Origin of the sequence: Candidatus Poriferisodalis sp. (assembly GCF_965219595.1) — a bacterium.
In the GTDB taxonomy this organism is placed as follows: Bacteria; Actinomycetota; Acidimicrobiia; order Acidimicrobiales; family Poriferisodalaceae; genus Poriferisodalis.
The window spans coordinates 3,116,008-3,138,431 of record NZ_OZ244781.1 but is presented as its reverse complement, the minus strand read 5'-3'; the positions used below and the strand labels follow the sequence as shown (position 1 = coordinate 3,138,431).

Sequence of the window (22,424 nt, the reverse complement as noted above, 5' to 3'; positions counted from 1 at the left end):
CGAAAGGCTGAGGGAACGGGCGAGCGAATGCCAATTGATCCGGATCGGGAGACGTGGAAACCGGGAATGTCCTGGGAGGACGCGATCGCCGAGATCGCGTACCTCAAGGAGCTGGCTGCCGAGATGGGTGGCCCGGAACGCATCGACCGCCAGCACCAGGGCGGTCGGTACACCGTGCGCGAACGCATTGCCAAGATGGCCGACCCGGGCTCGTTCATCGAGATGGGTGGGCTCATGGGCGGACCGGAGTACGACGACGAGGGCAACATCATTGGCTTCACGCCGGGTGGCTACGTGATGGGCCTCGCCGAGCTCGACGGGCGGCCCGTGGCGATCGGCGGCGACGATTTCACTATCTCCGGCGGCAGCCCGCACAACGTGCACAAGATCCCCCACCAGTTCGCCCAGCCGCTGGCCATCACTTACGGCATCCCGTATGTGCAGCTGCGCGAGGGCGTCGGGCACAGCTCACGGTCTGACGAAGAGTCGGGCCAGATGGCGCTGCCGGAGGGCGATATGTGGTGGCAAGGCGTGGAGATGCTGACCAAGGTGCCGGTGGCTGCGGGGATCATGGGTTCGGTCGCGGGCTGGCCCGCTGCTGCGGCGCTCATGTCTCACTTCACGGTGATGGTGAAGGGCCAGTCGCAGATCTTCCCGTCAGGTCCGCCGGTGGTGCAGCGGGCTACCGGTGAGACGCTGTCGAAGGAGGAACTCGGCGGCTACCGGATGCACGTGTACGAGAGCGGCCAGGTCGACAACGTGGCCGAGAGCGAGGAGGACGCGTTCGACCAGATCAGGCAGTTCCTCTCGTACTTGCCCAACACCACCTCGGGGGTGGCACCTCGGGTCGACACGGGTGACCCGCCCGATCGCCGGCCCGAGGAGCTGTTGAACATCATCCCCACGAACCGGCGGGCGGGCTACGACGCTCGGGCGCTCATCCGCCACGTCGTCGACAACGGCGAGTTCTTCGAGATGCGCCGCCACTACGCCGGAGCGATCATCACTGGGTTCGCCCGGCTCGACGGCTACAGCGTGGGCGTCGTCGGCAGCGATCCGATGCGGCTGGCCGGCGCCATGGACGGCGACGGCGCCGACAAGTACGCGCACTTCGTGGACCTGTGCGACGCATTCAACCTGCCGATGCTGATCTTCTTGGACATGCCCGGGTTCATGCTGGGCTCTGCTGCTGAGCGCAAGGCCACGATGCGCCGGGGCGTGCGGGCACTGATTGCTTCAGCGGAGGCGAGCGTGCCCAAGGTGGAGTTCAACGTGCGCAAGTCCTACGGCGTGGCTGCCGATGCGCCCAACAGCATCGGCCTGCCGCATGCGCTCAACCTGCGGTTCGGTTGGCCCGCGGGGGAGTGGGGCGGCATCCCGATCGAGGGCGGTGTCGCGGCGGCATACCGGCGCGAGATCGACGCGGCGCCCGATCCGGAGGCGCATCGAGAGATGATCGAGGAGCGACTGCTGCGGCTCCGTTCGCCGTTCAAAGCAGCGATGCACGGCGATGTCGTAGACCTCATCGATCCACGCGAGACCCGGCGCCTGGCCTGCACGTTCGTGAAGCTGGCCCAGCCGGTGCTCGAGGAACTCGCCCGTCGCCCCAACAAGCGCGCCGTCCGCCCCTGATCCCACCATCGGGTGGCGCCGGAGATGCCAGTCAGAGCACCTGCAGTCCGAGGTGTTCGGCCATTGGGTCGAAGTCACGGTCTGCGTGCAGCAACTGGTGACCGTTCTCGATGCAGAACGTGGCAATCAGCATGTCGATGGTCTTGCGTGCAGTGATGCCTCTGGCGCGCAGTTTCCGGTAGTTGAGCGCACTGGCGATGGCGATGTGGCGTCCCACCATCGACTCGTAGAAAAGGGCGTCCATGGTCTCTTGGGCGCGGCGCATGTGAGCATCGTTTCGGAACCCTTGGAGCACCTCCGCCAGGATCAAGTCGCCGGTGAGGACCGGCTGCGCTCCCAGCAGCTCGTCCAGCAGGTCGGACTGGGAAGTTTCGATGCCGTTGAAGTAGTCGACCCAGACGGATGAATCGACCACGATCATCGGTCGATTCGCATCTCGTCAAGCGAGCCTTCCCACGCCAGCTTGCCTCTCAGACTGCGTATGCGTCCCTGTGATCTCGTTCGGATCAGCAGGCGAAGTCCAGCCTCCACAGCTGCTCGCTTGGTGCGAAAGCTGCCATCGCTCATGGCTGCGTCCATGAGTTCGTCGTCGATTTCGATGTTGGTACGCATCGCTGCCTTCCCGTTGCCCGAATGCCGACGCCCGGATACTTGTCGATGTGCGCCCCAGATCCCGATGTGTATATTTCTCCCAATTCTACACATCACCCGAAGAGCTCGGACCAGTCGCACGGTTAGCGTGACGCCGTGACTTCGGGGAATGGGCTCAGGTTTGGGTGGCTGTCGCCGTGCATCGGCAACCGGTGGAGCGATCACCGGCCGATCGTGGCCGACCAGGTGGAGTGGCTCCTGCCCGAGGTGATCGGGCACTTCGACTCGCTGTGGATCGCCGATCACTTCTACGGGTTCGACGCCAAGACCGATCCGTTTCTCGAGGCCTGGACCACCATCACTTGGTGTGCGGCTCGCCTGCCCGATGTGCAGCTGTGCCACCACGTGCTCGGGCACGGCTACCGGCCGCCGGCCTTGACAGCCAAGATGGCGGCGACACTGCAGTACCTGTCGGGCAACCGGTTCATCTTGGGCATCGGGGCCGGTTGGCGGGGCGACGAGTACGAGGCGTACGGCTACGAGTTCCCCTCACCGAAGGTGCGATTCGCACAGCTCGAAGAGGTGGTCACGATCTGCCGGCTGATGTGGACGCAGGATGACCCCAGCTTCGAGGGTCAGCACTACAGCATCGACGGCGCAGCGGCGCCTCCCTTGCCGGACGTGCCGCCGCCGATCTGCATCGGCGCCTCGGGAGAGCAGATCGGCCTGAAGGTTGCCGCCCGCCATGCCGACATCTGGAACACGCCGTGGAGGCGGGATCTCGAAGCGCTGAGACGCAAGTGCGGCATCGTGCTGGATGAACTCGAGCGGCTCGGACGCGATCCGGCGGAACTGGAGATGTCGACCACCGTCGAACGGGCACTGCCCACCACCGATGGCGAGGCGGCCGAGTACGCCGAATTCCTGGCTTCGCTGGTGGAAGTGGGAATCCGGCACTTCGTGCTCGACTTCGGAAACCCCGACAGCGCCGAGCCAGCCCACCGCTTCGCCGAGCAGGTCATCTCCCCGCTGCGTGCGGGTAGCGGCTAAGCGAATGCAACGACGCTGGTGCCGGTGAACTCGACAGCGACCGAGTCGCCACGACGCACTTCGGGATCGGGTCCGCAGCGCACGCGCAGTTGAGTGCCGTCGAGATTCGCCACGACCATCGAGTCGTGCCCGTAGAACTCCACCAGTTCGACTTCGGCTGTGGTGCCCTGGGCCAAGCTGAGCTGCTCCGGGCGCAGCATCACGTCGACAGTTCGCGCAGCGCCGTGCGATGCCGTCCCGTTGCCGCTCTCGCCGGCGGCGTTGCTGAGAGGGAGGCGTCCGAGCGGGGTGAGCGCGAAGCCATCCGAGGCGCCGCAGCGCACCCATGACGCTGTGCCCACAAAGTCGGCCACGAACGGGTCGACAGGTCGGCGGTAGAGGCCATCGGGTGTGTCGACCTGCGCGAGACGGCCCTCGCAGAGCACGCCCACGCGGTCGCCGACCACAAAGGCCTCGTCCTGGTCGTGGGTCACGAAGACGGCCGTGATGCCCAGTTCGATGAGCAGCCGCCGGACCTCGCTGCGAACGTCCTCGCGCAGCGATGAGTCGAGATTGGAGAAGGGCTCGTCCAGCAAGAGCACACCAGGGCGGGGCGCCAGCGCTCGCGCCAGCGCGACACGCTGCTGCTGCCCGCCCGACAGCGTGGAGGGCATGCGTTCGGCAAACCCGGACAGACCCACTAGGTCGAGTGCTTCGGCGATACGGCCCGGCGTTCGTGTCGACCGTTCGAGCCCGTAGCCGACATTCCGGCCCACGGTGAGATGCGGGAACAGCGCCCAGTCCTGGAACACCATCCCGACACGGCGCGACTCGGGAGCCACCCAGGAACCGCCTCGCCCCGGCGGTCCCGAGACGAACCTCTCGCCGAGCTGAATGGTGCCAGCCAGGGGACGTTCGAGGCCTGCGATCAGGCGCAGCAACGTGGTCTTGCCGCAACCGCTGGGGCCGAGCAGCGCGACCGACTCGCCGGGCTCGACACGCAGCGACAGGTCGTATACCGAATAGCTGCCCTGGGCGATTTCGTCGGCGGGATCGAGGCCCTCGGGGGAACTGACTCTGTGGGCCTGGCTGTACGAGTGGGTGACGCCATCGAGGATGATGGAGCGTGCCCCCGGCCAGTGCCGATTTCGGCCGTTCCGGGCCAGATCGTCCGGCGCCGCCGGGTCGGCGTACCGCCGGTCTCGCCTTGACCGAAATGCCCGGACCGTGCGCACCAATCGAAGTATAAGCAGGGGACTCGGCACGTATCCAGATGACCGAATGCTGAATAGTGACGATGCCTGCTGCAGTTCAGTAGGCATAGCTAACGCCCAAAGGAGCCGACGCCCGGAGGGCCAGAGCTACGCGACCCGTGCCGCAGTAGGTTGACGCCAACAAGCCGGCAGAGCACGGGGGGCGAGCTGTGGCGCTGACGAATGATGATCGAGTAGAGATCCGGGACCTCATCTCCCGCTACAACAAGGCGATCGACACCGGCGATGCCGACGGGTACGCCAATACGTTCGCTCCCGACGGGCAGTTCATCGGGATCGTCGGCACCTTCAACGGCCGGGACGAGCTACGGGCGTTCGCTGCCGCGTACTCGACCGAAGAGCAGTACGCAGAGTTCGCTTCTGCGCAGCACTGGGTGACCAACGTCGTGGCTGACGGAGACGGATCCGAGGCCACTGTGTTCAGCCATTTGCAAATGGTCAAGCCGCTGCCTGACGGTGGCAGGATCCTGCTGGTCGGGCACTACGACGACGTCGTGCGCAAGGTCGACGGCCAGTGGCTGTTCGCGAAGCGAGTAGTGGTCTCGGACGCCTAGCCGAGCCTGCCGAAACAGCCGAGCATTACTGGAGAGAACATGGTGCCGCAGTCCGGCCTACCGAACGGCAACGCGCCCGCGAGCGCATTCGACATGGCAGCCAAGATGGCCGAGGGCCTGCCAGGGCCGGCAGGGGCATGGACGCCGATCCCGCGCTTCAGCTTTGTCGGCGGGAACAACGACTCGCCGAGTGTGCCGGTGGGCGGCCTGACCGAGGCGGCCATGTCAGTGCTGACGAAGCATGGCTCCGAACTCGCCACCTACAACCTCGGGGGCAATCCGCAGGGCTTCGAGGGGCTGCGTACGTTCGTCGCCGGATCGCTGGATGCGAATGCGCACATGCCGACGAGCAGCGAGCAGGTGCTGGTGGTGTCCGGTTCGCTGCAGGCGCTCGATCTGGTCAACGCAGCGTTCCTGCGCCCGGGGGACGTCGTGGTCGCCGAAGAGGCGACGTACGGGGGGATGATCTCGAAGGTCGCCCGGCGAGGAGCCAGATGCGTCGGTGTCGAGCTCGACGACAACGGGATCGTTCCGGAACGACTCGCCGGCCTGCTCGACGAGCTGGCTGCAGCCGGCACGCCGCCCCGATTCATCTACACCATCCCGACGGTCCAGAACCCCACAGGTTCGGTGATGCCGATCGAGCGCCGGCGGGAGATCCTGGCCATCGCTCGGCACTTCGGCGTGCCGATCTTCGAGGACGAGTGCTATTCCGATCTCCAGTGGACCGGCGAGCGCCCGCCGACACTGCGTGGGCTGGACTGCGCCGAATCGGAGGGGCCGAGCGCGGTGATCTACTGCGGCTCGTTCTCGAAGTCGATCGCGCCTGCGCTCCGCGTCGGCTACATCGTGGGCGACGTGCCCATCGTGCGCCAGCTCATGGCCCTCAAGGACGACGCTGGCACCGGGGCAATCGAACAGCTCGTGCTCGCCGAGTACGCAGCAGCCCACTTTGACGACCACGTAACCCAGCTGCGGGAAACGCTGCGAGAGAAATGTGCGGTGATGCGCCACGCCGTGAACACCCACATGGGTGCGCTGTCACAAGTGGCGATCAAGCTCGGCGGACCGGTGCAGGTGACCGACCCCAAGGGCGGCATCTTCGTATGGCTCACGTTCCCAGCCGGCACCGACACGTCGAGCTATCTGGCGCCAGCGGCCAAGCGAGGCATCCAGTTCAACGAAGGCGCAGCCTGGTCAGTAGACCCCCAATGGGGAGCCCGTCGGATGCGCCTGTGCTTCGGCAGCCTCTCCCACGACGACATCCAAGAAGGCGTCGCCGCCCTCGCCCAAGTCATCGCCACGACTTAGTCGCGCACTACCACTGCGCCAAGGTAGGCGGGGTGGGTGGCACCGAACGGGGCCCCCGCAGCCCGCAGCTTGCGAGGACTGCGGGGCGCGCGTGCGCTTGCGCCCGTGCAGGGAACACAGTGGTGACAGGACCCGCCCCGCCGGGCGGCACAGAAGCTCTAGCCGCGGCCGTGACGCAGGAGCTTGCCGGGGGTTGCCCCGGTGCATTCGCCGTCTTGGAACGTTTCGACACCGTTCACCAGGATGTGCCGGTAGCCATGCGCACGCTGCACGCGGCGCCACTCGCCGCCGGGCAGGTCGTAGACGGCCTCGCCGATCCACTCAGGATCGATGGCCAGTTCGTCCATGTCGTAGACGAGCACGTCGGCCGGGGCGCCTTCCTTCAGCACACCGCGGTCCTGGAATCCGGCAGCGTGCGCTGCAAGCGCCGACATCCGGTAGTGCGCCTCCTCGACCGTCAGCCGCTGCTCGTCACGCACGATCCACGCCAGGAAGTCGGTCGTCCACGCACCGCCGGTGAAGAACTTGGTGTGCGCGCCGCCGTCGGACACGCCGGGAATCGTGTACGGCGAGTCGGTGTACACCGCCGACATGTGGTCCACGTTGAATTCGGGGCCCTCGCCCAGGAACTCCGTCTTCAGATCGGTCTCGAGCGACAGGTCCAGCATCACGTCGATGTAGTGCTTGCCTTCCATCTCGGCGATCTCGCCCAGCGACTTGCCCACGTACTTCTGCAGGTCTTGACGTCGCGCCACGCCCTGCACGACCAGCTTGCGGGGCGGCCCGCCGACCGCGCCCTGCGTGTTCGCGAACAGCGTCGCCGCCTCGTCGGTCTCGGCACGCAGCCGATCCCGCACGGCAGGGTCTTTCATCTTGCGGATCTTGTCCTCGAGCGATCCCGTAGTTGCTTCGCGCCACGCCGGGCTCGAGTCGTACAGGTTCCACTCGTCGAGCGAGAAGGCGAAGCCCGTGCGGATGGAGGCACCCTGGCCGAAGATGCGCAGCCCGTCGTTGTGGGCCTGTTCGAGCCATTCGAGCCGTTCCTCGTGCACCCGCGGGTTGCGCTGGCTCACCGGCACCACGTTGTCGATGATCGGTCGCCCGCTCACCTCGGCCAGCAGCCGCTTGAAGTCGAGATCCTCCGGATTGTTGACGTCGGGGCTCGTGGCCTGCGTGAGCTGGATGAAGCCCTCGTCGCGCTCGCGCAGCACCTCTGCCAGCACGAAGATGTCGTCGTCGATCATGGTGTCGGTGACCATCGGCGAGCCGTCGAAGTCGGCCTGGGTGGAGTTGGGCCCGAGACGCTGGATGGAAAAGCCGCACAGGCCGGCGTCCATGCCCTCGTGCAGCAGGCGCTGCATCTCCTTGCGCTCCGCGTTGTTGGCCGGACGGGTCTTTGCCGCTTCGAGGCCCATCACGTAGATCATCAGCGACGCCGTCGGCATGTACTGCAGCACGTTGACGCCCTTCGGCGTGCGGTCCAGCGAGTCGAGATACTCCGGGATGGTCTCCCAATCCCACTTCGGCAGCATGCCCTCCTGCATCGCCGCCAGCGGGATCGCCTCGGTGCGCACCATGGTGAGCATCGACCGCTCGCGGAAGTCGGGCTTGCAGGGAGCGAAGCCGAAGCCGCAGTTGCCGAGCACCACCGAGGTCACCCCGTGCCAGCTCGAGATGGAGCAGTAGGGATCCCAGCGGATCTGCGCGTCGTAGTGGGTGTGCAGGTCGATGGTGCCCGGGGCCACGATGCAGCCCCCCGCATCGATGACTTCCTTGGAAGGCTTGTCGGGACGGCCGCCGATCTGGGCGATACGCCCGTCGGATATCCACAGGTCTCCACGAAAGCTCGGCACGCGTGTCCCGTCGACGATCGTGCCGTCCTTGATGTGAATGTCGTATTCCTCCACGATGTCCCCCTCGTGACTCAGCGCCCAGCTCGCTCGGGCACCGAATGCCGCATCGCTGTGGGACAGCGCGGATGTTCGGACGGCGCGAGCCGGAATCCCCGTGAGAAAAAACCTAACACAGCTTCGTAAATCATTGGCCGCACTGGGGTTGCGCGGGGGCCGTATGAAGCGTCAGAAGATGCTGAAACCGCCGTCGATCTTGATGACGTCGCCGGTGTGCCAGCGTGCTGCATCGCTCATCAGGTACACCGCGATGGCACCGAAGTCGTCTGGCACGCCCCACCGGCGCATCGGAATGCGCGGCATCACGTTGTCGACGAACTTGTCCCAGGTGAACAGCCGCTCGGTCATGGCGGTATCGATCCAGCCCGGGATGACAGCGTTGGCGTTGATCTTGTAGCGGGCCATCTCGACCGAGAGGCCCATCATCATTGCCAGCATGGCGCCTTTGGTGGCTGCGTAGGCCTGCCCCCGAGCAGCGCCCTGGATCGCCGTGCCGCTCGAGGTGAGCACCAGGCTGCCGCCTTCGCCTTGGGCGATCATCTGCCGGGTGGCGGCGCGAAGCGTGAAAAACACGCCGTGCAGGTTCACGTCGATGACGCTGAACCAGTCCTCATTGGAGTGCTCGTGGAAGCCCTTCTGGTTCTGCGTGCCGATGCCGGCATTCGGGAAGCAGGCATCGACACGCCCGTAGCGTTCGACCACCGCTGCCATGGACTCCTCGACCTGTTCTTGGTCGGAGACATCGCAGCGAAGGGCACTGGCGGATGGGTTGATCTCGCGCAGCTCGGCCTCGGCCGCCGCGTTCTTGTCGGGATTCGTGCCCCAGATGCTGACGTCGGCACCGGCAGCCGCGACGCCGCGGGCGTAGCCCAGCCCGATGCCGCCGTTGCCGCCGGTGATGACAGCGACTTTGCCAGTGAGGTCGAATCCCTCGTACTGGTAGGCCACGCGGTTTCAGCCCTTGATCTGGCGCATGAACATGCCGTTGTCGAAGTAGTCCCGCCAGAAGGTGATCAGGCCGTCGTTGACTTCGAAGATCCCCATCACCGGCAGCTCGATCAGCCGGCCGGAGCCGGTGTGGAAGCGGTCGACCCGTTCGTTCATCACGGTGTTGCCGGTGGCCGTCTGGCGGACGACCTCGAACTCCACGGGCCCGTCGCCCTTCGTCAGGCCGCTCAGGAACTCCTTCATGGCGTCGGGGCCAGTCATGTCGCCCACCGGCACGTTGTCGTAATAGACGTCGTCGGAGACGTGGGCGGCCGCCCCGTCGAGGTCCTTCGCTTCGATGCAGGCGATGAACTTGCCGACGACCTCGGTCGGTGAATCGGCGGAATCAGTCATGTCGGGGCAACCCTCCGGCTTGGCCTGGCGGCGAGCGGATCCCGCCGCCGGGATCTTGTCCTAGCACGGGGAGAGGGCCGCCTGCCGCGCTGCGACCAAGAGGCTGAGCTGAATGGCGAAGCCGTGGCCCGAGCGGCCCGTGAGCGCAGCGAACAAGAGCGGGAAACATCGGGTGACGCGACGGCAGGTTCCGTCAATCCGCGCATCCTCTAAGGTCACCGGGCTATGGGATCGGAGCACATGAGGTGTCATCGATGACGGCGAGCGCTGACCGCAGACCGCTTGCAGGGATCCGGGTCTTCGAGATCAGCATTGCGGTGGCAGCGCCGTGCTGCGGCAAGGCCATGGCGCATCACGGGGCCGAGGTGTTCAAGGTGGAGGCCCACAGCTATCCCGATGTGGCGCGAGCGTTCGGCTCGGCATGGGCTCGCGATCCTGAGCTCGCGGATGTCTTTTGCGACACCGGCCCCTACGTGCCCGAGATGTCGGCCGGCAAGCGCTCGGTTGGCCTCGAGCTGAAACAGCCGGAGGCGCTCGAGGCTGCGAAACGCCTGCTGGCCACGTGCGACGTGTTCCTGACGAACTTCGCAGCGCCGGGCATCGCCGAGCTGGGACTCGACTACGAGTCCGTCAAGCAGGTGTGCCCCGACATCATCTACGCCGGTATGACCGGGTTCGGAGTGGACCCCGACAAGCCGTACTACCCCTTCCGAGCCTTCGGCCCCAATCAGGCACCGCTCGTGGGATGGGATGCGCTCACCGGCTTCCCGTACGAGGAACCCGCCGGCATTCCCTCCATCGCCCCGCCCGACTACATGGGCGGGCTGCACACCATGCTGGCGATTGTCACGGCTTTGCACGAACGGGACCGCACCGGGGAGGGCCGGTTCCTCGACATCAGCCAGCTCGAGACCACGGTGTCGTTCCTGGGGCCGTACTTGGTGGGCCAGGACCTCGGCGTGCCCGAGCCGTTCAGAAATGGCAATCGGGTGTCGTGGGCGGCACCGGCGGGGATCTACCCATGTGCGGGCGACGATCGGTGGATCGCTGTCGAGGTGCCCGATGACGAGGCATGGGAAGCGCTGGCGGGTTTGGCCGAATGGTCTGATGTTCCTGCGCACGACGCCGTTGATCAGGCGGCGTTGTCGACCTACCCGCACGCCACGCTGGCCGATCGCATCGCCAACCACGATGCGATCGATGCCGAACTGTCGGCCTGGACGAGCCGCCGCAGCTCCCAGCAAGCCGCTGCGGAGCTGCAGGCGCTGGGCATTGCGGCATACGAGGTGCTGAACCACACGGGCGTGCTGGCCGATCCCCAGGTGCACGACCGGCGTCCGTACTCGATCGCCCCGAGTCCACGACTGGGTCGCGACCTGTTCGTTCGCAACCCGGTGCGCATGAGCGAGACGCCCCCATACGTCACCCGCGCCGGCCCCAACATGGGTGGCGACACCGTCGACGTCCTCACCGAGATCGGCTATGCGCACGACGATGTGGACCAGATGGTCGCGGACGGGACGGCGTTCGTCGATGCCCGACCTGAGGTCGTGCTGGAGCGGCCGTTCGACCGCTGGTACGAATCGGTCGGGATAGCGGAGTTCTACGACGCCGAAGGCAACGTCACGGGCGGCGCTCAATGAGCCCCGCACAGCAAGGCCACGGGCCATGGAGCGGCGTGCGGGTGCTCGACCTGACCGGGCTGTCGGGCGCGTACGGCACCCGCGTCTGGGCGGCACTTGGCGCCGACGTGATCTGCGTGGAACCCCCTGGGGGAAGTCCCATCCGCAACATGCCGCCGCTGGCGCCGGGTCACGAAGGCCCCGAGGCCAGCCTGTGGTGGGCGTACTACGCGGCGTCGAAACGCAGCGTGGTGCTGGACCCGACCGATCTGAACGACGTCGACGCGCTCGTGCAACTCATTGCCAGCGCAGACGTGGTGCTCGACGACGCGATGCCCGCAGCACAAGAGGGCTACTCATGGCTGGCGGATGTTGGCGAGGCAGGGCTAGGTATCTCCGGCATCGTCGAGCGGTACCCGCACCTGACGTGGGTCTCGATCACGCCGTTCGGGATGACCGGGCCGCGACGTCACTGGCGTTCGTCGAATCTTGTCGCCTGGGCATCGTGCGGCTTGGCGTCCACCGTGGGCTTCCCGCATGGCCCCCCACTGGCGCCAGCCGGCGAGATCGGCGTGCTGATGCACGGAGCTTCGCTGCATGCGGTGATCGGCTCGATGATGTCGGTGCGCGCACGCAACTTGGCGGCAGCGGCGGGTGAGCCAGCGCTCGGCCAGACCATCGACCTGTCGCTGCAGGAAGTGGGACTGTGGCTGTCGCCCGAGACCGGTGTGCCGCTGTACCTCGACGACCAGGTGCCTCGGCCCCGGGCCGGCAACCGCCGCCCAGTCACCAGCCCGATGGGCATGTACCCCGCGTCGGACGGCTACGTGGCGATCATCGCGATCCAGCCGGCTCACTGGAACGCGGTAGCGCAGTGGGTGCACGAGCTGACCGGCAACGAGGGCATCCTCGACGAGATCTTCATCGACATCGTGGTGCGCCGTGAGGCGTTGGAGGCCGTGGACGCGTGGGTCGAGGAACTCACCACCCGCTTCACCAAGCAGGAGTTGTTCGTGGAGGGCCAGCGACGGCGCATCCCGATCACCCCGGTCAACACCGTCGGCGATCTGCGTCACGACCCGCATCTCGAAGCCGTGGAGTGGTGGCGACCCGAGGAGCACCCGGTGCTCGGCACCTACACCGTGCCGGGTTCGCCGTTCAGCACCAACGGCGACTGGTGGGCGTGGCAGCGGGCACCGATGCTGGGCGAGCACACTGACGAGGTGCTCATCGAGCTGACCTAGCGGCAGGCCCTAGAGCCCTCAGCGGGGCGGGTCGAGCAGGGGCGGACCCGTGGCTGAGACAGTGACCGGATCGCCCACCGAGACCACAACGCCTTCGGGATCGATGGTGCACGCGACGCCGAACATGGCGTTGCCTTCCAGCATCCCTCGCATGCCTGGCGAGAAGCCTTCCGCGACCGAGCACCAGCGGTGCTTGCGCAGCACGAGGGCGGGCTCGCGATGGCGCTCGCCGGTGTCCTGATCGATCTGGGGGACGGCACAGCGGGGCCACACCACGCGAGCGCTGAGCTCGGCAGGGCCGATCGAGAACTCGGTCCAAGTGTCCTCGGACCAAGGTTCGTCATTGGTCACGATGAGGTTCGCCCGGAAACGCTCGATGCCGAACGGCTCCGAGGCTCGTGCCACCAGATCGTCAAGGGACGCCGTATTGGCCACGAGCACTGGGGCGGCGTCAGCGAAACCGGTGGGGCGTCCCCGGAACAGCCGCATCGGACGGAATGACTCAGGGGTGAACGCTGCGAGTCTGGCCGGGAAGCTGAGCACCTCGCTGAAGAACTCGGCCGCCTCGTCTCCTGCATCTGCGCACGCCACTTCGTCGCCGATCAAGGCAAGGACGGTGGTGTCATTGGCGTCGGGACGTTTCACGTCGATCGTGCCCATGCCGGGTGCGCTGATCGTCAGGCCGCCGTCGATCGGTACGGGGGCGACGGTGGCGAGCGCTGCGTTTCGACGTTGGGTGACCGCTTCCCCGAGTGCGTCGGTGTCGTTGGTGGCGGTCACCACCTGCCATGCACGGTCGCCTTCGAGCCCGGTTGCCGTGACCAGGGCCGAATCGAGCTCGACGCGGCGGCAGCCCTTGATGGGGTGAATGGTGATCCCGGTGAGCGTGCCGGCGGCCTCGCCGTCATGTCCTTCTGCGGTCATTCCCAGACCCTAGAGGCGAAGCCGTGGCCCGAGCGGCCCGTGAGCGCAGCGAACAAGAGCGGGGAACAACTGGTTCGTCAGCGAGAAGGTTGGCGAGTGCCCGTTGTCGTAGGCTCGCCGCGCATCAGTGTCTCGGCCTCACAGCGGGGCTGTGCAGACCTTGGGAGGGGCGAGCGGTCATGGCACTGCAGGGGTTCGGACGCCGTCACAAACCCAAGATCGGCGTCGGCCGGGCCGAACCCCCGGAGTGGTTTCTGGACCACACCGACCTCAACATGCACGCGCTGGGCCCGGGTGCCGATCTGGAGGCCGAGTGGGTGGCTGCGGGGCTGCAGCTTCCGGACCGCTCGGCGCTGCGCCGGTACCGGCTGGAACGAGTCCGCGAGCAGTTGCGCGGCGCAGACTGCGATGCGGCACTGCTGTATGACCCGCTGAACATCCGCTACGCCACCGACACCACGAACATGTCGCTGTGGACCATGCACAACGCCGTCCGGTATGCATTCGTCGCGACAGAGGGCCCTGTGGTCGTGTTCGAGTTTTCCGATGGGGAGTTCTTGGATGCGCACTCAGAAGCAGTCGACGAGATCCGGCCCGGGACGTCGTACATCTACTTCAAGGCGGGACCGAGGGCAGAGGAGATTGCCGGGCGCTGGGCGTCGGAGACAGCGGATCTGCTGGCTGAAGTGGCCCGAGGAACACGACGGCTGGCGGTGGACCAGCTGGATCTCACGGGGTCTCGCGCTCTGGAATCCCGCGGCATCGAGCTGGTGAGCGCGGGTCCGATTATGGAATTGGCACGTGCGGTGAAGGGTCCCGACGACCTCGCCGCCATGCGCTGCGCCATCCACGCATGCGAATCTGCCATTGGCGAGATGTACGACATATTCGAGCCGGGGGTGAGCGAACTCGATCTGTGGGCGGAGCTGTGGGCGGGGAGCCTGCGGCGCTACGGGGAGTGGGTCGAGACCAGGCTGCTGTCGTCTGGGCCGCGCACGAATCCCTGGTACCACGAGGCCAGCAGCCGTCGGGTGCAGGCTGGGGAGCTGATGGGTTTCGACACGGACTTGGTGGGTGCGTATGGAATGTGCGTCGATATGTCGCGCACATGGCGCTGCGGGGGCGGCGCCCCAACGTCGGCACAACAGGACTGCTGGTCGCTCGCCGTCGAGCAGATCCATCGCAACACCGAACTGCATCAGCCCGGGGCGACCCTGCGCGAGATCACCGAGAAGGCGTGGTATCCCGACCCCGACAGCTACCGCGGCTACACGGTCATCTCCCACGGGGTCGGGCTGTGCGACGAGTACCCGGCCATCTACCACCGGCACAAGTGGGATGCCGTCGGCTACGACGGCGTGCTCGAACCGGGCATGGTGATGTGCGTAGAGGCCTTCATCGGCGCTCGGTCCGGCGGCGAGGGCGTGAAGCTGGAAGAACAGGTGCTGATCACCGAGACCGGCAATGAGGTACTGACGACGCTCCCGCTCGGGCTCGTCTAGCTGGTTGAACCTGTCGAGTCACGTCCTCTGTGGCGGGCTGTCAGCTCGGATCCGCCGGCAGCTCGCGCTCGTGCTGCTCGAAGGTGACGAGGAGTTGGTTGGCTTCGACGGCATCGCCGGTGCTGCAGCGGACCTCTGCGACTGTGCCGGCCCCGTGCGCCGCCAGCGAGTGGAGCATCTTCATGGCTTCCACCACCACGACCACGTCGCCGGCGGCCACCACATCGCCGATGACGACGGGCACCTCGACGACCACGGCGGGGAACGGTGCCGCGACTGCGTCGACGGAGCCCGTGTCGTCGGTCGCGGTGGGTGCCCACGCGTCGGACCGGTCGGGCACTTCGAAGGTGACGGTGTGCCCGGCGATGTTGACCGCCACCGAACTGGCGTCGGCGCTGCTGGCCGTGGCGAGAGCTTCGGTGCCGGCGCCGTTCAGCGCCCCAGCGGCCACTTCGTGCAGCTCGCCTGCGCTGTCACGCAGCAGCACTGCTGCCTCGGCTCGGTGCTCGGTGAGGCGGAAGGATCCCAGCGCCGACCACGGGCTGGCAGTCTCCGCGGTCCGCCGGCTCCTCAGCCGTGCCATCCATGCCGCCGCTGCTGCCGGTGCAGCGTCGTCGCTCGACGGAGGCTCGCCCATCTCTGCGGGCCCGAGTGCGTCGATGACGTTGGTGGTCATCTCACCGCTTCGCAGCGCGGGCATGTCGGTCAGCCATCGCAGGAAACCGGCATTGGCAGGAACCGGCCCCACGACGAGCTCATCGAGCGCATCGCGCAGGGCATCCAGCGCCGATGCCCGGTCGGGGCGCGTGACGATCAGCTTGGCGATGAGCGGGTCGTAGTAGGGAGTGACCTCGGAACCCTCGGCGACTGATGCATCCCAGCGCACGCCGTCAGGCACCGACAGGTGGCGAACCGGACCCGCCCGCGGGCTGAAGCCGTCGTACGGATCCTCGGCGTTGATGCGGGCCTCGATGCTGTGTCCGGTGAACGCCACATCTGCTTGGCTCAGGCCCAGAGGCTGGCCGGTGGCCGCCCGCAGTTGCAGCTCCACGAGATCGAGTCCCGTGATCGCCTCCGTGACGGGATGCTCCACCTGCAGGCGGGTGTTCATCTCCAAGAAGAAGAACTCGCCGCTGGCGGCATCGACGATGAACTCCACCGTGCCCGCGTTGTCGTAACCGATGTGCCGGGCCAGCGCCACGGCGGCCTCGTGCAGGCCGTCGCGAATGGCGGCAGGCAGGTTCGGCGCCGGGGCTTCCTCGATCAGCTTCTGGTAGCGGCGCTGCGACGAGCAGTCGCGCGTGCCGAGATGGATGACGCTGCCGTGCCGGTCGCCGACCACCTGCACCTCGACGTGCCGGGGCCGGGAGATGTAGCGCTCGACGATGACGCGATCGTCGCCGAAGGAGCGCAGCGCCTCGGTGCGTGCCTCACCCAGCGCAGCGTCGAAGTCGCCAGCCGAATGCACGATCCGGATGCCCTTGCCGCCGCCGCCGGCCGAAGCCTTGACCAGCACCGGGAATCCGATCTGATCCGCAGCAGCCGCCAGGTCGCCGCCGCTCGCGCCCGGAATCGTCGGCACCCCGGCTGCTTCGGCCAGGGCACGTGCTTCGATCTTGGCTCCCATCTGAGCGATGGCCTCCGGATGCGGTCCGATCCAGACCAGGCCCGCCTCGATCACCGCTTGGGCGAAGGCTGTGTTCTCGGAGAGAAAGCCATAGCCGGGATGCACGGCATCTGCGCCGGTCTCGTGCGCGGCCGCCAAGATCGCATCGGCATTGAGGTACGAGCGGTCCAGTGCAGCGGGGCCGATGCAACAGCTCTCATCTGCCTCTGCGACGAACGGAGCCTCCCGGTCCGGCTCGGCCCATACGGCCACCGTGCGCCAACCCAGCCGACGGGCGGTGGCGAATACCCGGCTCGCGATCTCTGCGCGGTTGGCTACCAGCAGCTTCACGTCATGGATCCTCGTGCCGATGCAGCTGGGCTACATCCGGTAGACGATGCCGCTGCCGGGAGCCGGGGCATCCTGGCGTGCCGCCAGCGCGAGGCACAGACCGAGCGTGTCGCGGGTATCGGCGGGGTCGATGAGCCCGTCGTCCCACAGGCGGGCAGTGGCGTAGTACGGGTCGCTCTGACGCTCGTACTGGTCGGCCACCTCGGCTCGCATGGCGGCGATCTCCTCGTCGGTGGTCTCGGTGCCGCGCATACCGGCCAGCCGGATGTCCACCAGCACGGTCTGGGCAGTCTCGGCCGACATCGTGGCGATGCGGCTGTTCGGCCAGGCGAACAGGAATCGGGGGTTGAAGCCCCGCCCGCACATGCCGTAGTTGCCGGCGCCGTAGGAGCCTCCGATGAGCACCGTGTAGCGGGGCACAGTGGCGTTGGCGACTGCGGAGACCATCTTCGCTCCGTGCTTGGCGATGCCCGCCGCTTCAGAGTCGCTGCCCACCATGTAGCCCGTCGTGTTCTGCAGGAACAGCAGCGGCACCCGGCGCTGCTCGCAGAGCTCGATGAAGTGCGTGGCCTTCAATGCGTCGGAGGAGAAGATGATCCCGTTGTTGGCGATGATGCCGACTTGGAAGCCCCAGATACGGGCGAAGCCGCAGGTGATGTGCTCGCCCCATTCGGGCTTGAACTCGCCGTAGCGGGAGCCGTCGACGAGCCGGGCGACGATCTCGCGGGCGTCGAAGCCGATGCGGTCGTCGGCGGATATCACGCCGTAGATCTCGTCCGGATCGAAATGCGGCGATCCCGGCTCGGTCCACGACAGCCAGTTCTCACGATGATCGACAGCTCGCTGGTTGGCGGCTGCGCACAGCTCCCGGAGCTTGCCGTAGGCAGACCGCTCATCGGGCGCCATGTAGTCGGACACACCCGAGATGCGCGTGTGCAGCGCTGCCCCGCCCAGGTCGTCGGGCTCGATGATCTCGCCGAGGGCAGCCTTCACGATCGGCGGGCCGCCGAGGTAGATGCGCCCGATGCCCGACACCATGATGACTTCGTCGCTCAGCGCCGGCACATACGCCCCGCCGGCAGTGCAGCCGCCGAGGACCACCGAGATCTGCGGCAAACCCTGGGCGGACAGGCGAGCCTGGCGGTAGAAGCTCCCGCCGAAATGGTCCTTGTCGGGGAAGATGTCGTCCTGCAGCGGCAGGAACGCGCCGCCCGAGTCCACCAGGTAGACGACGCCGAGGCCGTTCTCGGCAGCAATGTCCTGGGCTCTCACGTGCTTCTTGATGCTGATCGGCAGCAGCGAGCCGCCCTTCACCGTGGCGTCGTTGGCGATGAACATCCACGGCACCCCATGGACCACGCCGATACCGGTGACGATGCCGGCGCCGGGAGCGCTGTTGTCGTACATGTCCCATCCCGCGAGCGTGGAGAGCTCCAAGAACGGCGTGTCGGCGTCGCACACCAGATCGATGCGGTCTCGCGGCAGGATCTTGCCGCGGCTGTGATGGCGCTCGATGGAGCGCTCGCGGCCCGCACCGCCCGAGATTGCGAACTGCTGGCGATCCCGCAGCGTCGCGAGCAAGTCGGCATAGGCAGCCGCGTTCTTCTCGAACTCGCTGCTGCCAGTATCGATACGGCTCTCGAACTGTCTCATCTGCGGGCGGTGTCCCTCAGCCGGGGCGTTTCCGTCGCCGAAGATCGTACGGGGCGCGCCGGTGCGCGTCCCCTTCTCCTAGAAGTTGGGATCGTTTGAGTCGAGGCCGAGGAGTACGCGGCCGGCGGTGTCCATCTGGTAGCTGCCGACCATGAAGTGGCCGGCGACGGCCCTCACGTCGTTCAGCAAGCCGCCGAGCGGCGACGAGGTGTAATTGGCGGTGCTGCCAGTGGCCGTCACCAGCGTCTCCACTGCAGCGATGCAGTTCTGCACGCTCCATGAGCACGCGAGGCGCGCACGGGCATGCTGCGCCGGCGTCACGTTGCCGCAGGCAGAAGCGGTCTCCCAGATCTCCGACAGCACCTCGGCAACGAATGCCCGGCCGGCACCGGCGAGTGCGGCGGCGCGGGCCATGGCCGCCTGGGCGTCGGGCCGATTGGCCAGCGCCGAGCGGTTGTACAGCGGGGTCTTGGCCGTGGCCAGGGCTGCGAACTCGTCGATCGCCCGATCCGCGATGCCCGATGCCACACCGGTCTTGGGGAACGGGAATCGCAATCCCGACGGCAGGCGGTAGTAGGGGTGCTCGTTGGGCTTGGGCAGCGAGTAATTCTCGACGACCGAGGCCCGCTCATCGGGCACGAAGTGCTCATTCAGCACGACGTCGTGGCTGCCGGTGCCCCGCAGGCCCACCGTGTGCCAGGTGTCGTCGATCAAGGCCGCATCGGCCGGAATGAGCACGAAGCACAAGTTCCTCGGCCGGGTGCCGTCGACGATGTTGGCCAGGATCCACCAGTCGGCGGCGGTGCATCCGCTGACGAACGGCCACCGGCCGTCCACGACCCAGCCGCCGTCTGCAGGCCGTGCCACTCCCTTGGGCACCCCGGAACCGGCGATGACTGCGCCTGGGTTGGTCGCGTAGAACCCAGTCACCGTGTCGGGCTCGAGGTAGGCGGCAAAGATCTCGGCTTCCTCATTGCAGGTCATGGCCACCCAGCCCGTTGACGGGTGCTCGTAGGCAACTCGACGGCTGAACTCGATGAACTCGGCGGGACGGCGCCCACCGCCTCCGAGCTCGGAGGGCACCAGCAATCGCATGAGGCCGAGCTGCCCCAACTCGGCGATGATCTCGGCGTCGGGGTTGCGCTCGGCGTCGCTCTGCTGGCCGCTGGCACGAACCCGCGCCAGCAACTCGTCGGTGAGTTCGGACGGAGGCGGGTGCCGCCACGGCGACGGGCTGTCGGCCATCTGGGCAAGCTAACCGCCGCGCAACAGCGAGCGCCTGCGTATCGTCGTACCGGCCCGCACTGCGCAGGACTCGTTCCGGCGCAGCGCCAGACACATCACGAGCGTGAGTTCAGGGACCCACATGACGGCACTCGAAGCCTCCCAGCACACGGCATCCACGCCGCTTGCGGGCATGACCGTTCTGGATCTCACCGATCACCGCGGCGAATTCGGGCCGTGGTTGCTGGGCGAGCTCGGCGCCGATGTGATCAAGGTCGAACCGCCCGGCGGCACTGCGGGCCGGGCGGCGCTGCCGCTGAGGTCGCAGCAGACACCCACGGGCGACCTGCGCAGCTGGCAGTTCTGCGCGTACAACTCCAACAAGCGCTCCATCTTGCTGGACTTGGACGACCCCGACGACCGGCAAGTGTTCGAGGGCTTGGTCACCCACGGCGACTTCATCTACGAGTCGGGTGTGCCGGGGGCGCTGGCTGCCGCCGGGTACGGCCACGACGACCTCGCAGCGCTGAACGAGCGGATCGTTCATGTTCAGGTCACTCCGTTCGGACTCGACGGACCTCGCAGCGGCGACCCGGCCTCGGAGCTGTCGCTGGCGGCCCTCGGCGGGCCGGCGAACATGCAGGGGATCTTCGAACGGGCGCCCGTGAAGGCCTCGATCGCACAGGCGTGGCGTCATGCGGGTGCAGAATCCGCCGCGGCGGCGCTCATGGCCCAAGCCCGCATGCGTGTCACCGGTTCGGCACAGCACGTCGGCGTGTCGGCCCAGGCGGCGATGACCTGGACGCTGCTCAATGCCATGGAGACCCACGCGATCTGCGGGCGCGACTTCAAGCGCTCGGGCACGGTCGCGCAGCTGGCTGTGCCGCTCGAGATGCGCTACCGCACCCAGGACGGCTGGGCGATCGGTGTCGCCCGGGGCGTGGCGACGGGTCGGCTGCTCGACTGGTACATCGAAGAAGGCCTCGCAGACGAGAGCTGGCGAGCCGAGGAGTGGGACACCTACGACCTGCGTGCCGCGGCCGGCGAACCGATCAGCCGGACGTTCGACGAGCTCTACCAGGCGATGGTGGGGCTGTGCGAGCGGCACACGAACGGCGTCCTCCTGCAGCGTTCGATGGTGTTGAAGGAGACGATTGCGCCAGTCCACACCGTGGCCGACCTTGTCGAGTTCGAGCATCTGCGCGTGCGCGACTTCTGGCGGTCAATCCAAGAGGGCGACGCGGCGGGAGTCGAGCTTCCCGGCGGTCCTGCGACCATCGACGGTGTCCGCGTCGGCACGAAGCGGCAGCCACCACGCCTCGACGAGCACGGCGCCGAGATCAGGGAGCAACTCGCTGAGGTCAGCGCCGATCGCGATTCGCTGGCCGCGGCGCCCGCTCAACCGACAGCGTGGAGCGTGGGTGATGCCGATCTGCCTTTCGCTGGCCTGCGCGTCGCGGACTTCAGCTGGATCGGCGTGGGGCCCATCACGGCGAAGGCGCTCGCCGATCACGGCGCGACCGTGGTGCGGATCGAATCCAGCTCGCGGCTCGACGGCCTGCGAGCGAACCCGCCGTTCAAAGACGACGTCATCGATATCGACATGGCCCACTTCTTCGGCACGTTCAACACGTCGAAGCTGAGCATCGACATCGATCTCAAGACGGCTGCTGGCGTCGACATCGCCCGCCGGATGATCGCGTGGGCAGATGTGGTGGTGGAAGCATGGACACCGGGCACCTTTGCGCGCACCATCGCCAGCGACGAACTGATCGCCGAGCTGAACCCGAAGGCAATCGTGGTGCACACATCACTGCTGGCCAGCGGCGGGCCGATGTCGGCGCTCGGCGGATTCGGCTATCACGCGGCCGCCATCGCGGGCTTCTACCCGGTCGTGGGTTGGCCCGATCTGCCGCCCGACGGCCCCTACCTCGCCTACACCGACACCATCTCCCCGCGGATCATCACCACCACACTGCTGGCGGCGCTGGATCGCCGTCGCCGAACCGGCGAGGGCTGCGTCATCGAAGCAGCGCAGCTCGAGTGCGGCTTGCAGTTCCTGGCTCCCGAGCTGGCGGACTACGGGGAAAGCGGCACCGTGGCCACCCGCATGGGCAATCGCGACCCCGACATGGCCCCGCAGGGGGTGTACCGGTGTGCGGGGGAGGACCGGTGGTGCGCGATCACCATCGCCGACGATGAGCAATGGACAGCACTGGTGAAGCTCATGGATGCTCCGCAGTGGGCCCTCGCACATGAGCTGTCCACGGTGGCAGGGCGCCTCGCGGCCCACGATGCGATCGACGACGAGATCGCCCAGTGGACCGCCGATCAGGATGCCGCCACGCTGGAACGGCAACTGCTCGACGCCGGGATCGCAGCAGGCATGGTGCAGCGCAGCAGCGACCTGCTGGCCGACCCGCAGTATGCGCACCGCGGCTTCCATCGGTGGCTGGAGCATCCCCGGATGGGGAAAGTGCCCTATTCGGGCCACCAGTACAAGATCGCCGGGTACGACCATGGACCGAGGTTTGCGGCGCCCATGATCGGGCAGCACACCTACGACGTGCTCAGCGGCGAACTGGGCCTCAGCGATGACGAGATCGCAGAAGCCGCGGCAGCCGGCGCGCTGGGCTGACACCTCGGGCCACGGCTT

At 67.1% G+C, this 22,424-nt stretch carries 18 protein-coding genes; 8 read left to right on the top strand and 10 right to left on the bottom strand.

What is annotated here, in order from left to right:
* Window positions 1-66 precede the first annotated feature (66 nt).
* Window positions 67-1,632, top strand: a complete 1,566-nt coding sequence (locus tag ACOQPE_RS13875; RefSeq protein ID WP_420609482.1) for an acyl-CoA carboxylase subunit beta — start codon at window positions 67-69, stop codon at window positions 1,630-1,632.
* A 31-nt stretch (window positions 1,633-1,663) separates the two neighbouring features.
* Here ACOQPE_RS13875 and vapC read toward each other — a convergent pair whose 3' ends face one another.
* Both vapC and ACOQPE_RS13865 read right to left on the bottom strand, forming a co-directional pair.
* The gene (gene vapC, locus ACOQPE_RS13870) at window positions 1,664-2,053 is read right to left on the bottom strand and encodes a type II toxin-antitoxin system VapC family toxin (RefSeq protein WP_420609481.1); all 390 of its coding nucleotides are present in this window, start codon (window positions 2,051-2,053) and stop codon (window positions 1,664-1,666) included.
* Window positions 2,050-2,244, bottom strand: coding sequence for a type II toxin-antitoxin system VapB family antitoxin (locus ACOQPE_RS13865; RefSeq protein WP_419853587.1), 195 nt, complete (start codon window positions 2,242-2,244; stop codon window positions 2,050-2,052). The genes vapC and ACOQPE_RS13865 overlap by 4 nt, the downstream gene beginning before the upstream one ends.
* Window positions 2,245-2,379: 135 nt before the next feature.
* Here ACOQPE_RS13865 and ACOQPE_RS13860 point away from each other — a divergent pair, with 135 nt between their 5' ends.
* Window positions 2,380-3,273, top strand: a complete 894-nt coding sequence (locus ACOQPE_RS13860) for an LLM class flavin-dependent oxidoreductase (protein WP_420609480.1) — start codon at window positions 2,380-2,382, stop codon at window positions 3,271-3,273.
* Here ACOQPE_RS13860 and ACOQPE_RS13855 read toward each other — a convergent pair.
* Window positions 3,270-4,487 carry an ABC transporter ATP-binding protein gene (locus ACOQPE_RS13855; RefSeq protein ID WP_420609479.1) on the bottom strand — a complete coding sequence of 406 codons (1,218 nt, stop codon included), beginning with the start codon at window positions 4,485-4,487 and terminating at the stop codon, window positions 3,270-3,272. The genes ACOQPE_RS13860 and ACOQPE_RS13855 overlap by 4 nt on opposite strands.
* A gap of 188 nt (window positions 4,488-4,675) precedes the next feature.
* Between ACOQPE_RS13855 and ACOQPE_RS13850 the strand changes: the two genes are divergently transcribed.
* The gene (locus tag ACOQPE_RS13850; RefSeq protein ID WP_420609478.1) at window positions 4,676-5,080 is read left to right on the top strand and encodes a nuclear transport factor 2 family protein; all 405 of its coding nucleotides are present in this window, start codon (window positions 4,676-4,678) and stop codon (window positions 5,078-5,080) included.
* Window positions 5,081-5,119: 39 nt separating this feature from the next.
* Complete coding sequence (locus ACOQPE_RS13845) at window positions 5,120-6,391, top strand: PLP-dependent aminotransferase family protein (protein ID WP_420609477.1); 1,272 nt, start codon at window positions 5,120-5,122, stop codon at window positions 6,389-6,391.
* A gap of 158 nt (window positions 6,392-6,549) precedes the next feature.
* Here ACOQPE_RS13845 and ACOQPE_RS13840 read toward each other — a convergent pair whose 3' ends face one another.
* The 3 genes from ACOQPE_RS13840 to ACOQPE_RS13830 form a co-directional block, all read right to left on the bottom strand.
* Window positions 6,550-8,298: an N-acyl-D-amino-acid deacylase family protein gene (locus ACOQPE_RS13840; RefSeq protein WP_420609476.1), complete on the bottom strand. Its 1,749-nt coding sequence runs from the start codon at window positions 8,296-8,298 to the stop codon at window positions 6,550-6,552.
* A gap of 171 nt (window positions 8,299-8,469) precedes the next feature.
* On the bottom strand, window positions 8,470-9,249 hold the full coding sequence (locus tag ACOQPE_RS13835; protein WP_420609475.1) for an SDR family NAD(P)-dependent oxidoreductase: 780 nt from the start codon (window positions 9,247-9,249) through the stop codon (window positions 8,470-8,472).
* A gap of 6 nt (window positions 9,250-9,255) precedes the next feature.
* Window positions 9,256-9,642, bottom strand: a complete 387-nt coding sequence (locus ACOQPE_RS13830; RefSeq protein ID WP_419915726.1) for a limonene-1,2-epoxide hydrolase family protein — start codon at window positions 9,640-9,642, stop codon at window positions 9,256-9,258.
* A gap of 254 nt (window positions 9,643-9,896) precedes the next feature.
* Here ACOQPE_RS13830 and ACOQPE_RS13825 point away from each other — a divergent pair, with 254 nt between their 5' ends.
* Together ACOQPE_RS13825 and ACOQPE_RS13820 are read left to right on the top strand one after the other, a co-directional pair.
* Window positions 9,897-11,285, top strand: a complete 1,389-nt coding sequence (locus ACOQPE_RS13825; protein ID WP_420609474.1) for a CaiB/BaiF CoA transferase family protein — start codon at window positions 9,897-9,899, stop codon at window positions 11,283-11,285.
* Window positions 11,282-12,508: a CaiB/BaiF CoA transferase family protein gene (locus tag ACOQPE_RS13820; protein ID WP_420609473.1), complete on the top strand. Its 1,227-nt coding sequence runs from the start codon at window positions 11,282-11,284 to the stop codon at window positions 12,506-12,508. Before ACOQPE_RS13825 ends, ACOQPE_RS13820 begins: the two co-directional genes overlap by 4 nt.
* Before the next feature lie 18 nt (window positions 12,509-12,526).
* On the opposite strand, the gene ACOQPE_RS13815 is transcribed toward ACOQPE_RS13820, so the two are convergent.
* Entirely contained in the window at window positions 12,527-13,432 is a 906-nt protein-coding gene (locus ACOQPE_RS13815) for an MOSC domain-containing protein (RefSeq protein ID WP_420609472.1), read from the bottom strand.
* Between the two features lie 179 nt (window positions 13,433-13,611).
* Between ACOQPE_RS13815 and ACOQPE_RS13810 the strand changes: the two genes are divergently transcribed.
* Window positions 13,612-14,934 carry a M24 family metallopeptidase gene (locus tag ACOQPE_RS13810; protein ID WP_420609471.1) on the top strand — a complete coding sequence of 441 codons (1,323 nt, stop codon included), beginning with the start codon at window positions 13,612-13,614 and terminating at the stop codon, window positions 14,932-14,934.
* A gap of 40 nt (window positions 14,935-14,974) precedes the next feature.
* Here the strand turns inward: ACOQPE_RS13810 and ACOQPE_RS13805 are convergent, their stop codons facing one another.
* The 3 genes from ACOQPE_RS13805 to ACOQPE_RS13795 form a co-directional block, all read right to left on the bottom strand.
* On the bottom strand, window positions 14,975-16,891 hold the full coding sequence (locus ACOQPE_RS13805; RefSeq protein WP_420609470.1) for an acetyl/propionyl/methylcrotonyl-CoA carboxylase subunit alpha: 1,917 nt from the start codon (window positions 16,889-16,891) through the stop codon (window positions 14,975-14,977).
* 30 nt (window positions 16,892-16,921) lie between these two features.
* Entirely contained in the window at window positions 16,922-18,544 is a 1,623-nt protein-coding gene (locus tag ACOQPE_RS13800; RefSeq protein WP_420609469.1) for a carboxyl transferase domain-containing protein, read from the bottom strand.
* A 78-nt stretch (window positions 18,545-18,622) separates the two neighbouring features.
* Entirely contained in the window at window positions 18,623-19,789 is a 1,167-nt protein-coding gene (locus ACOQPE_RS13795) for a hypothetical protein (RefSeq protein ID WP_420609468.1), read from the bottom strand.
* 103 nt (window positions 19,790-19,892) lie between these two features.
* On the opposite strand from ACOQPE_RS13795, the gene ACOQPE_RS13790 reads away from it, so the two are divergent.
* On the top strand, window positions 19,893-22,406 hold the full coding sequence (locus tag ACOQPE_RS13790) for a CoA transferase (protein ID WP_420609467.1): 2,514 nt from the start codon (window positions 19,893-19,895) through the stop codon (window positions 22,404-22,406).
* Window positions 22,407-22,424: the final 18 nt, after the last annotated feature.

Coding starts and splice junctions, on each gene's coding strand:
- ACOQPE_RS13875 (WP_420609482.1), top strand. CDS start 67: ATGTCCTGGGAGGACGCGATCGCCGAGATCGCGTACCTCAAGGAGCTG.
- vapC (WP_420609481.1), bottom strand. CDS start 2,053: ATGATCGTGGTCGATTCATCCGTCTGGGTCGACTACTTCAACGGCATC.
- ACOQPE_RS13865 (WP_419853587.1), bottom strand. CDS start 2,244: ATGCGTACCAACATCGAAATCGACGACGAACTCATGGACGCAGCCATG.
- ACOQPE_RS13845 (WP_420609477.1), top strand. CDS start 5,120: ATGGTGCCGCAGTCCGGCCTACCGAACGGCAACGCGCCCGCGAGCGCA.
- ACOQPE_RS13830 (WP_419915726.1), bottom strand. CDS start 9,642: ATGACTGATTCCGCCGATTCACCGACCGAGGTCGTCGGCAAGTTCATC.
- ACOQPE_RS13825 (WP_420609474.1), top strand. CDS start 9,897: ATGACGGCGAGCGCTGACCGCAGACCGCTTGCAGGGATCCGGGTCTTC.
- ACOQPE_RS13820 (WP_420609473.1), top strand. CDS start 11,282: ATGAGCCCCGCACAGCAAGGCCACGGGCCATGGAGCGGCGTGCGGGTG.
- ACOQPE_RS13815 (WP_420609472.1), bottom strand. CDS start 13,432: ATGACCGCAGAAGGACATGACGGCGAGGCCGCCGGCACGCTCACCGGG.
- ACOQPE_RS13810 (WP_420609471.1), top strand. CDS start 13,612: ATGGCACTGCAGGGGTTCGGACGCCGTCACAAACCCAAGATCGGCGTC.
- ACOQPE_RS13800 (WP_420609469.1), bottom strand. CDS start 18,544: ATGAGACAGTTCGAGAGCCGTATCGATACTGGCAGCAGCGAGTTCGAG.
- ACOQPE_RS13795 (WP_420609468.1), bottom strand. CDS start 19,789: ATGGCCGACAGCCCGTCGCCGTGGCGGCACCCGCCTCCGTCCGAACTC.